Source organism: Pseudomonas rustica (assembly GCF_018336155.1).
GTDB lineage: Bacteria > Pseudomonadota > Gammaproteobacteria > Pseudomonadales > Pseudomonadaceae > Aquipseudomonas > Aquipseudomonas rustica.
Window position 1 is genome coordinate 101,492 of the sequence record NZ_JAGYHF010000004.1, and the last position, 11,117, is coordinate 112,608.

The window sequence follows — 11,117 nt, forward strand, 5'->3', positions numbered from 1 at the left end:
CTCGCGAAAGCGGTCGATCAGCCAACATTGATGTTTACTGACATGACGCCTTCGCGAGCAAGCCCGCTCCCACAGTTCGTTTTGCAGTGTTCTCCAAAGGGTTGGCTATGCTTGTCTGACACACACGACAGACGAGGGATTTATGGACGATCCAGTCGGGAACTGAGCGTGACCGAACGCTGGCTGGCGCAGAATCCGGGCTATGACATCTGATCACAGCGCCTTGAACAAACCCTCGGTAGAGCGTCTGCCTACCGAGGGTTCAAGCCCCTCTCTTACACGCTGAACTGTTGCCGTTCAGTGTTGGTCAGCTCAAGCAGCAACCCGGTTTCCTGGGTTTTGAATTCCACCTCCAGCGCCCCGACTTCTGCCAGGTACGCCTCGGTTATCTCTGTATAACGATCTTCAAGCTCGCCCTGAATGTGCGCCTGTTTATCCTTCAAAACGGCGAATCGCCCTGGGTATTTGCGCTTCAATTGGGCGATCCAGTAATCGCGCGTGACCAGATCCTCCACGAAGTCAGCCGACTGCTCGGCCGCAATCACTTCGGCGTAAGCGGTGTCCAGTGTGCCGGCGCTGACGTTGCCACTGTAGAGCATGTCTTTCGGCTGCCCCGGCAGATCCAACCTGTCACCCAGACCAATCCGATACGCCAGCCGCACTTCCGCCGGATCCGGCCTGCCCCCTCGTGCCTGGCGTTGCAGCACATCGCGATCGGCAATTTTTTCAATTCGGCCGAGACGAAACAGTTTTCTACCCAGTTTGAACAGCACACTGTCCTGTTGATTGAGAGGCGTGGATTTGACGGTGTCGAACTCGAAAACCTTGACCTCAATATCGCTAAACAACAGGATGCGCCCGTCACCGCAGGTCTGCGCCGATTGCGCCATCGCAAAGACCGTGCGCCTCAAGCTTTCATCGCTGTCGGCGGCTTTCAACACGCGATGTACGCGGCGTGTGAGGTCAGTGCGCCGCAGTGCAAAGTCCTTGGTGCCTTCCATGCGGTCGAGCAGATTGAAGAATGCCGCACTGTCAGGCTGCTGCTCAAAATCGCGCCAGATTCGTGTCAGTTCCTGAGCGTCATTTGACGCTGGTTCGATCCAGCGCTGACGCGCCTCGTCACCGGTGACATGGCCGACATCCACCTCTTCATCACTGTGCGGCGACGTATCACTGCCGAAAATGCTGTCAGCCTCCTCACTGTCCAGCACCTCGTCGAGCTCTTCGGCAGACCAGCCCATGATGGTTTCACCGGGGTTAATCTCGTTGCGCAGCATGATCAGGCTTTGGCCGCTCAGACTGTCATTGCTCGATAAATCCACGCCGGCCCTCAATCGGCTGTAGCGCTCACTCATCAATGCATGGGGGACGGCTTCGAGCATGTTGTCTCGCAGATTCAGCGTTGTGAGCGAAGGCAGTTCGAGCACTCCTTCAGGCCACGCTACCAGACGATTGGTTTGCAGATTGAGTGCCCCAAGCTGGGCGAGTGGACTGACGTCCAGCGATTCCAGCCAGTTGTGCGACAGATCCAGCGACTGCAACTGAGTCAACGTCGCAAGTTGCGTTGTCAGTTGTGGCGTCGATCTCAACTGGTTTCCCGAGGCCGACAGGTGCTTGAGGTCGTTGATCGCAAAAACAGGTGCGGGCAGGTTCGCCAGAAGATTGCTGTTTAGCTCCAATGTATGGATGCCTTGGAATGCCCCGAGAAAACCGTCCAGGCCCTGCTCGCTAATAAAAACCTTGTTCAGTTTCAATGTACCGACATGAGAGAAATCCCCTGCCAGCGTCGGCAAATCGCCTAAGGGGTTCTCGGACAGATCAAGGGTGAAACCGGCGCTACCCCGCTCGGCCGCAGGTAATCCCCGCAGATTCTGCCGCCAACACGCCAGTATCTGATCGGCGGCTTTGCGCCGTTCCACAGCGCTGACCCAGAGCGGCAGACTCATTTCCCGCAACTGAAACGGCGGCTGAGTGATCCATTGGTTCAGGGATTCGGTCAACGTCTGAAACTGCATGTCCCAATGATCCATCCGGGCGAACAACGCTCCAGCCCCGTGACTCAGTGACAGATCATCAACCGCCTGCAACGCCTCGGAGTCGCGCAGATCCGGGTCAAGCCTTTGCAGGCGTGCCTTGGCCGTCATTCTCGCCAACTGCTCTGCAGACTCCACTCTCAGCGGCAACAACAGCTCCGGAAACTGGCTGACCAAGGGCGGAAAATACGCGGGGCCGCCCAAGGTGAAACCCTCACGCAAGTCAGTTCTGGAAATGCCCATTGGCGCAAATTCATGACTCTTGGCCAGCAGATCGTGTCGGGCCTTGGTCGTCAGTCGACATCCTCCCAAATCGACCTGGAGCTGGTCATGCCCGCTGAACACGGCCTCGGGTACATTCACGACTGCGCTGTTGTTCAGCTCCAGCCGGGTCAGCGCAGGCAACTCCAATACGCCCTCGGGCCAAGCAGCAAGCGCGGTGTGGCCCAGACGCAAACGCTTCAGCCCTCGTAAAGTCGTAACGTTCAGCGACTCGACGCGGTTGTAGCGCAAATCGAGGGTTTCCAGACCTGACAATCCGTTCAAACGTCCCTGTAGCGAGGGTGTAATGGTCAAATAATTGTGCTGCAGCCCCAGGTCTTTCAGCTTTGGCAATTGTTTGAGTGTCGAGGGCAAATCGAACAGCTGATTGCGACTCAGATCCAGCGTCCGAAGCTCGCTGAAGTGCGGCAGAAATTGATTCAAGGCATCAACCGGGGCCACGACTTCCGACAACTTGAGCGCCAATACGTGGGAAAAATCCGTGGTGGCCAACGCGGATAAATCAGGCAGGTCACCCAGTGCTGCCCCTGACAAGTCCAGTATCAACACGTTGTCAGGCGCAACAACCGGCAAGGGGAGCGAGGTGGATGATCCCGGTCGCGGCTCGGCATTTACAGAGGCGTCCCCAGCCAGGCCGAAGCGTTGGCGCAAGCCTTCACGCCAGGATTCGCGAATCAGTCGAGCAGCGTTCCGTCGGGCATTCAGATCGACAGTCCGGCCGTTGACGATGGGCAACCGTTCCTGCCAGTCGGTCAGTTGCCCGGACAGCATTTGCAGATCCTGGCGCAAAGCATTGATGTGATCGAGTAGCGCCCGGCCCGACAGCCCTCGCGCCTTGATTTGTCTAAGCGCGGCGGCGGAAAGATCGCTGCCGCAATCCATCGCAATCTGCAGTGAGTCGCGACTGTAACGCTCGAGTATTTGTTCGCTGTCCAGCACGTGCGCAGGGTTGTCTCGTACGTATTCATAGGCTTTGACGAACTGTTCAGCGTCGAGCCTGGCCCAGTTGAGATCCAGCCCGCGCCACAGCTTTTCGTGACCAGCGTACAGCTCCGCAGGCAACGCCTTGATGTTGGCGTGTCGCAGGTTCACTTGTTCAAGCCCGGGCAACTCCAGAATGCCTTTGGGCCAACGCTCGAGAGTACCCGCCACATTCAATGCGCGCAGTCGGGGCAATTGGCTGACATCCAGCGCACTGGATATTCCGCGCAACGTCAGACTTTCCAACTGCGGCATGACATTCACCAGCGACTGCGCCGCCTCACTGAACTCGCTACCGAGATTCCCCCCCAGCAACAACTCACGAATACCGGGGAGCATTTTGAGCTTCTCGGCCAGCCGTGCCGACTGCAGGGGATCCCACACATACAGCTCAAGTGAACGGATGTTGGGAAACTGCCGCATAAACGATTCGCTGCTTTGACTGAGCAAACTGTCGACACTCAATTGCACACTGCTCACGTGAGGGAAATGCGCCGTCAGCTCTGGCAACACGCCGGCGTTCCCCCAATCCAGATGGATCCCGGCCGGGACATCGACCAGCCCCCGCAGCCGCCAGGCGTCCTTGACCATTTGCGCCGTTTGTTGACGGGCCAACGATGCGCCCCCCTCGGCGCTCCACTGCTCTAGTTGAATGGCAAGCGTCTCGTACTCCATGGCGCGCAGGTTGAGCAAATGCACAATTTGCGTCTCGGTACTTCCACCGAGCAGCAGATGATGGATCATCATCTCCGCCGACTCATCTGAAAAGTCGGGATACAGGTCGCGCACCCTTGAGGTCAACGATAGGTTGACCATTGTACTCGCCCCACGACCGCTCAACGGGTAGCCAATGCGACCATCAACCAGGCGTGTCGGCGACTTGAAGCGTCGACCGGGTGCGTTCGGAAATAATGTTTCGAACATTTGATTGCGATGCCTCTGCGCATATTGGCTCAGCAGGCTTTGCAACTCGGCGCTCTGCCCCACGTTCGGCAGCCCGAGCCTTATACGTGCATCGTCCGGCAAAGCGTGCATCAACGACTGATGAAAGTTGTCGCCCTGCTGCGGCACACTGTTTAACGCATTGCCCTGGCTGTCGAAGGCTTGAAATTGCCCGGTCTGGTGGTGTTGACCACCCTCAGTGACCAGGTATTTGACGTCTTCGGCCGAATCGTTGCCGATACTCGCAAGGGTCTTGCCGGTGCAGTCGTGTTGACGTACCTCCAGACGCAATGATTGCGGCCAGCCTGGTTGTTTCTCTAAAGCACGCAGGGCCAGACGCTGACTGTCGAAAGACGCCAGGCCTGGCTGCTGCATGCCCGCCAGCGCCCGGTTCATTCGCCCGACTCTGGCGCGAGTGCGCGCCTTGAGCAAGAGACTCACCGGTAGCCGTCCGCTACGTTCGATCAGCCGGCGTTCCTGAACCGTCGCGGCGCTCAACACCTCTTGTGCGGCGTCATTCGACAGACTCGGAAAGGTGCCTTGCAGTTGTTTGATTTCAGGCGTCAGCGCCGTTTCGACGGGAACACCATTCCGAAACTGGCGCAAAGTATCGGACAAGACCGAGGGCATGGATTGGTGGTCGATGTGCATTTTTCGCAGCACGCTGTCGTCGACCCCACTGATTCGCGCGATGTTCTCCAACGCTGCCGTATCCAGCCCATCGGTTGCGTGGCCCAGCCGTCTCAGCAGCGTCGCCCGATCCCATTGCAGCGGGCGCTCGAAATCGTGTCGCCAGGCGCCCTGGCCATTGGAACGCAGCGCTGGCTGATAAGCATTCGGGTCGCTCGGATGTTTGAGGCGCCAGCGGCCGAGGGTCGAGTCAAAAGTTTGTTCATACACCTCGCCCTCAAGGCGGATAAACGTTCTGCTACCCACTGCATATTGCCCAAATGAATTGGGTTCGAGCGTGGACGGCAACACAACCGGGCTTCTGTACTGCGCAATACCCGGCCGCCAGAGTTGCTGGTCACCGAACGGCAGTTTGACTTTGACCATCCCGTCGACAAACGGCGTCGAGAGGATTTTCGGCGCTCTGCTTGCGGCCGCGCCGAGCACGGCCATAAACGCCAGATTGGCTGCGACAGCGCTGAGATAACTCCATGCCTGATCACTGTCGCCAATGCTCCAGGCCTGCGCTCCGTGGTAGACGTCCAGCGTTAATTGTACGGCCATCACGGCCATCATCACTTCGCCCAGCCCTGGAATAAAGAACGCTGCGACGTTCAGTATGTTCAAGCCCCATTCGGCATAGTGCGCCAACCGCGCATACCAGGCGTCATGGTCGACGATGGCAGTCGGTACCGCCAATTGCGCGGAGGATTCTTTCAGGCGCGTCTGGTGGCGGGTGTACAACTCGTCGAACACATTCTCGGCAAAAAAACTTTCCGCCAGATCCAGCACCGGGTCGTCTCGATAAACCCGTTGATAGATCCCGTCGAAATGCCCGAACAACGTTTGTTCGCGGTGTGGTGCATCTGGATCCCACTTCAGCGTTTGCAACGCTGACTGAACGCTGCCGAGAAACCTGCCAGCGTCGCCATGCGGGATGAGACGTAGAAACGAACGCTGATAAGCGGCGTCTCGCAGGCGCAGCGCGAGATCCCTCTCGAATGCCCTGAGCGAGGCGTACTCCTTGATTGGCGCCACCGGGTCGCCCGGTATGCAGACGATGATTCGAGAGTCGGTATAACCGAGCACGCTGAACAGGTTGGTGCCGGGATTGCTCAAGCTCAGATCATTTTTTTCTGTTTACGCCGATTCGCGCCAAGTACGAACATTTCGCTGGCAGTCAGGCCCAGAACATGCAATTGGCTAAACACAACGGGTTCGCCGTCCAGCGTCGTCGCCGGCTCTTCGTTGAGTACGCCGAGCACTGCCAGGTAGGCGGTCGGGCTCAGCAGCGACGTCAGGCGAGCAATGTGCGCATGGGCTCTCAGGCTTTCTTTCCACGCTTCGATGGTCTGTGCTTTGACCGTCGCAGCGGTGTCGGACGCATCAAATATCGCCGCCAAATGCTGCTGATATTGCTTGCCGATATCCAGCTCGCGGCATAACAGTGCAAATTCGCCGGGTTTGATCGCCAGCTTCTTGATTCTGTAGCACTGGGAGTGGCCGAATTTGGGGTAATACCAGCCATAAGGCCCGTCATTTTCATCAACGATGGGCGCCCTCTCCCCCTGTTCCGCGATGATGTCTGTTTCAGCGAAGGGCTGCTCGTCGGCAAAATTTCGTAATGCCAATTGCAGCAGGTTTTGATCGGTGATGAGCCTGTCGCGGTAAAGCTCGGTGTAAAGCCAGGTGTTGGCCGTATCGACCTTGATGCCAAACTTTTCAAGCAGCGCGTCTTCGAGCAAGGGTTGCGCAAATTCGACGACACCCTTGAGCCCTTTTAGGGTTTTCGCCAGATTTTGACTGGACGTGCGGCTGCGTTGCTGAGTGTCGCGCACGATTTGCCGTTGCACCTCGGTCAGCGCTTCAAACCACTCAGGCATCGCCCCTTCGGGCAAACCTCCGGGTGTTCTTGCCTGATCCAGCTGCTGGATATTTGCACGACTGAAGTGACGCAACCTTTGTTGCAGTTTGTGTTTAACGAATGGCGTGTGCAGGCCCTCTTGCCGGCCCGATAGGAGTGCTCGCATCTGAAATCCTGACGGCTTGTAAATGAGACGTCAGTTCATCACCGGCGGCGCTGGCGATGGCGGTACATATATATATGCCGTCACTTTTGTCAGCGAGCCACAGGGAATTAATTAGCTATGCTTGCTGTTCACACTGTGATGACGAGGGATTTATGGACGATCCAGTCGACAACAAACCGCCGACCTTCTGGCAGATGCTGCACAGCGTCATGGCCGCCGCGTTCGGGGTGCAGAGCGGCAAGAATCGGGCAAGGGATTTCACCCATGGCAAGCCCAGCCATTTCGTGGTGCTGGGGATTTTGTTCACGGCCGTATTCGCGCTGACGTTGTTTGCCATCGTCAAACTGGTGCTGCATTTCGCCGGGGTTTGACGGGGTTCAACGCATCAGGGTTTGCAGGTTGAACGGGTAACGATACGAATCCGGTTGGCCCTTGGCGGACAGCTTGCGGAAATTCACGCCGTAGTCCGGCGAGTCGCCCATGGCCAGCATTTGCCGAGCCTGGGGCTTGTCGATCAGTTGCAGCAAGGGGATTTGCCGATCGCTGCCGCCGTAGCGGTTCAGATCCACGCCCTTCTCGTAGTCGTGCAACTCGACCATCGCCCAGCCGCCTAGCGTGAAATGGCCGCCGACCAACGCGCTCAATCGACCGTCGACGAACGCCTGCAATGCCGCCGGTGAAGTATTGACCGCACTGAACAAAGCATCCTTGCCCGGGACTTTGCCGGTTTCGGCGTAGGCACGCATCGCCCCGAAGGCCATTTCATCGTTGGCCGACCACACCAGCGAAACCTTTGGATAGCGGCCGAATAGTTGTTTCGCCTGTTCGTAGGCGCGCTCTTGAGTCCAGCCGCTGTAAACCAGTTGGCGCAAACGCACGTGAGGATGCTCGGCCAACGCACGCTGCATGCCGTGCTCACGCAATTGCGCTGACGGGGTGATTTTCAGTCCGGAGAACGCCAGCATTTCAATCTGCTCACCCGCTGCCACCGGCGGATGCACGCGGATCAGCTCCTTCATCATCAAGTAGCCGCCCTCCTCGTCGTTCGGCACCAGACTGCCGATCTGATCGCCGCGCTCGCCGACCAACGCTTGTTGATCCGCCGTCAGGGCGTTATTGACCATGAACAGCTTCACGCCACTGTTGTGAGCCAGGCGCAGAATTTGCGGCGCGATGTACTGTTCGTTGACGAAAATCAGGTAGTCGGGACGATTGGGCCCTTGCAGCGCGATGCGCGCCTGAGCGAGGGTCAGCTCTGGCTGACGTTGCGAATAGAGGATGTGCAGATCAATGCCGAGGTCGCGAGCGGCTGCCTGCATGAACTGCGAATAGCTGACCCAGAAGGCTTCCTGCGTCGAGCCCGGATTGAGGAACAGCACAGACTCCGCTCGCGCAGCGGTTGACAATAGCGCGCTGAACAGCAGCAAGCCGAGGTGTAAAAACTTCAACATGAGTCATCCGGGCCCAAGAAAAAATGGCCGCGCATTATAGCCCTCGAATCATCGGCTATTGGTGCATGATCCCGTTTTTGTCCGACAATCGTCGCATGCGGGGCCCGGATGAGTCGTTTACTGATGGCTGACCCAGAATACCGCTGTCCCTACTACGAGAATGATCAGGAACAAAATGGCCCACGCATCGACGCTACTGTCGCTTTTTCTTGCCTTGGTCGGATTGCTCATTGCATCGCCTCTTGTCGGTTTTATCGGTGATTGCAGAAAGACTCGACCACAGTTAAGACGATGATTGTCCGCACTACAAATGTGGAATAGTTGACAGTGATTCTCGTTAGGCGTTTTGGTTCTTTACATATACTCAAACATCACTTTTGCGCATAACACCAAACAGGTATATTGCCCCGGCTCCGTTAGGGAGAGCGCGGCCGTGCGCGCAGAATTGCAGAGGCACAATCGGACTCCAGCAAGCGAAAACGCAGTGCTACTCCGAATGGCCCAAGCCTGAGAACAGGACTTATATGTACGTATACGACGAGTACGATCAGCGGATCATCGAGGACCGCGTCAAGCAGTTCCGTGATCAGACCCGACGCTATCTGGCAGGTGAGCTGAGCGAAGAAGAATTCCGCCCCCTGCGCCTGCAAAATGGCCTCTACATCCAGCGTTTTGCGCCGATGTTGCGTGTGGCGGTGCCTTACGGCCAGCTGACTTCGCGTCAGATGCGCATGATGGCCAAGATTGCCCGCGACTACGACAAGGGCTACGCCCACATCAGTACGCGGCAGAACGTGCAGTTCAACTGGCCGGCGGTGGAAGACATTCCGGACATTCTGGCTGAACTGGCCACCGTGCAGATGCACGCGATCCAGACCAGCGGTAACTGCCTGCGCAACGTGACCACCGACCAGTTCGCCGGTGTCGCCGCCGACGAAGTGATCGATCCGCGCCCATGGTGCGAGATCGTCCGTCAGTGGACGACGTTCCACCCGGAATTCGCCTACCTGCCGCGCAAATTCAAAATCGCCGTCAACGGTTCGACCGCTGACCGCGCCGCCATTGAAGTCCACGACATCGGCCTTGAGCCGGTGCACAACGCCGCTGGCGAACTGGGCTTCCGTGTGCTGGTCGGCGGAGGCCTCGGTCGTACGCCGGTGGTTGGCGCGTTCATCAACGAGTTCCTGCCATGGCAGGACCTGTTGAGCTACCTCGACGCCATTCTGCGTGTGTACAACCGCTACGGCCGTCGCGACAACAAATACAAGGCGCGGATCAAGATCCTCGTCAAGGCACTCACGCCTGAAGTGTTCGCCCAGAAAGTCGACGCGGAAATGGAACACCTACGCGGTGGCCAGACCACGCTGACCGAAGCCGAGCTGCAGCGTGTGGCCAAGCACTTCGTCGATCCGGACTACAAGGCCCTGGAAAACCAGACCGCTCAGTTGGCCGACCTCGACAAAGAGCATCCGGGTTTCGCTCGCTGGCGCACCCGCAACACCCTGGCGCACAAGAAGCCGGGTTATGTCGCCGTGACCCTGTCGCTGAAACCGACCGGCGTTGCCCCGGGCGACATCACCGACAAGCAGCTGGACGCCGTCGCCGATCTGGCCGACCGCTACAGCTTCGGTCAACTGCGCACCTCGCACGAACAGAACATCATTCTCGCCGACGTTGAGCAGAGCCAGTTGTTCACCCTGTGGGGCGAGTTGCGCGAAGGCGGTTTCGCCACACCGAACATTGGTTTGCTGACCGACATCATCTGCTGCCCTGGCGGTGATTTCTGCTCGCTGGCCAACGCCAAGTCGATCCCGATTGCCGAATCGATCCAGCGCCGTTTCGACGACCTGGATTATCTGTTCGACATCGGTGAGCTGGATCTGAACATCTCCGGTTGCATGAACGCCTGTGGTCACCACCACGTCGGCCACATCGGCATCCTCGGCGTGGACAAGAAAGGCGAAGAGTTCTATCAGGTCTCCCTCGGCGGCAGCGCCAGCCGTGATGCGAGCCTGGGCAAGATCCTCGGCCCGTCCTTCGCTCAGGAAGTTATGCCTGACGTGATCTCGAAGCTGATCGACGTGTACGTTGAACAACGTACCGAAGACGAACGCTTCATTGACACCTATCAGCGTATTGGCATCGACCTCTTCAAGGAACGCGTCTATGCAGCGAATCATTAAGAACAACGAAGTCGTCGACGAAACCTGGCACTTGCTGCCAAAAGATTTCAACATCGACGAGATCAGCAATTGCGACGACTTGATCGTGCCGTTGCAACTGTGGCGCGAACATAGCCGCATGCTCAAGGCCCGCGACGGCGGTCTGGGTGTCTGGCTGGATGCTGACGAAGAAGCCGAAGAAATCGGTGAAGACGTTGCCGAGTTTCAGGTGATTGCCCTGAACTTCCCGGCGTTCACTGACGGCCGCAACTACTCCAACGCCCGTTTGCTGCGCGACCGTTACGGTTTCAAAGGCGAACTGCGCGCGATTGGCGATGTGCTGCGCGATCAGCTGTTTTACATGCACCGCTGCGGTTTCGACGCCTTTGCTGTGCGCCCGGACAAAGACCCGTACGAAGCCCTTGAAGGTCTCAAGGATTTCTCGGTGACCTATCAGGCCGCCACCGACGAGCCGCTGCCGCTGTTCCGGCGCCGCTGATCCTTTAAGTCGTAACACCCAAATCTGAAACCGGAGCTGATCCGGTTTCAGATTTTTTTTGCGTTGAA

General features: G+C 57.8%; 6 protein-coding genes. 3 read left to right on the top strand and 3 right to left on the bottom strand.

All coding sequences use genetic code 11. The annotated features are described in order from the left end of the window. Nucleotides 1-275: 275 nt before the first annotated feature. Nucleotides 276-6,026, bottom strand: coding sequence for an NEL-type E3 ubiquitin ligase domain-containing protein (locus KFS80_RS08430; RefSeq protein ID WP_212544513.1), 5,751 nt, complete (start codon nt 6,024-6,026; stop codon nt 276-278). 2 nt (nt 6,027-6,028) lie between these two features. Continuing rightward, a complete protein-coding gene (locus KFS80_RS08435) occupies nt 6,029-6,865 on the bottom strand; it encodes a dermonecrotic toxin domain-containing protein (protein ID WP_212544514.1) in 837 nt (278 codons plus the stop codon). Nucleotides 6,866-7,089: 224 nt separating this feature from the next. Here KFS80_RS08435 and KFS80_RS08440 point away from each other — a divergent pair, with 224 nt between their 5' ends. Then, nucleotides 7,090-7,308 carry a DUF2970 domain-containing protein gene (locus KFS80_RS08440; protein WP_008080467.1) on the top strand — a complete coding sequence of 73 codons (219 nt, stop codon included), beginning with the start codon at nt 7,090-7,092 and terminating at the stop codon, nt 7,306-7,308. Nucleotides 7,309-7,314: 6 nt separating this feature from the next. Here the strand turns inward: KFS80_RS08440 and KFS80_RS08445 are convergent, their stop codons facing one another. Further along, entirely contained in the window at nt 7,315-8,388 is a 1,074-nt protein-coding gene (locus KFS80_RS08445) for an ABC transporter substrate-binding protein (protein WP_212544515.1), read from the bottom strand. A 524-nt stretch (nt 8,389-8,912) separates the two neighbouring features. Here KFS80_RS08445 and KFS80_RS08450 point away from each other — a divergent pair. Further along, nucleotides 8,913-10,571 (top strand): nitrite/sulfite reductase, encoded by a 1,659-nt coding sequence (locus KFS80_RS08450; protein ID WP_053120848.1) that lies wholly within the window; start codon nt 8,913-8,915, stop codon nt 10,569-10,571. Then, nucleotides 10,555-11,049 carry a DUF934 domain-containing protein gene (locus KFS80_RS08455; protein WP_008080464.1) on the top strand — a complete coding sequence of 165 codons (495 nt, stop codon included), beginning with the start codon at nt 10,555-10,557 and terminating at the stop codon, nt 11,047-11,049. The genes KFS80_RS08450 and KFS80_RS08455 overlap by 17 nt, the downstream gene beginning before the upstream one ends. Nucleotides 11,050-11,117 lie beyond the last annotated feature (68 nt).